This window comes from Streptomyces sp. NRRL F-5122, from assembly GCF_001507435.1.
In the GTDB taxonomy this organism is placed as follows: domain Bacteria; phylum Actinomycetota; class Actinomycetes; order Streptomycetales; family Streptomycetaceae; genus Streptomyces; species Streptomyces lannensis.
In genome coordinates this window covers 1-230 of the sequence record NZ_LMWH01000221.1, presented here as the reverse complement: position 1 = coordinate 230, position 230 = coordinate 1, and the positions used below count along the sequence as shown (strand labels likewise).

The 230-nt window shown below is 67.0% G+C and carries 1 pseudogene; it reads left to right on the top strand.

Features of this window, described 5'->3' with window-relative positions:
- Positions 1 to 219: pseudogene (locus tag ADL25_RS20905) on the top strand (hypothetical protein); the annotation flags it as partial.
- Between the last annotated feature and the right edge of the window lie 11 nt (positions 220 to 230).

The window sequence follows — 230 nt, the reverse complement described above, 5'->3', positions numbered from 1 at the left end:
CTGCCGACCTACGGATCCTGGCTGAACTGGATCGAGGCCGAGTTCGCGGCCCTGCGCTACTTCGCACTCAACGGCACCGACCACCGCAGCCACGACGAGCAGAACGCCGCCATCGCCGCCTACGTGCGCTGGCGCAGCACTCACGCGGAACCGAAGACCAACTTCGCCCCCGACTCACCGATCCGCCAGTGGACCCAATACCCGGCCAAGGCTGCGTGACGAGCCACTAG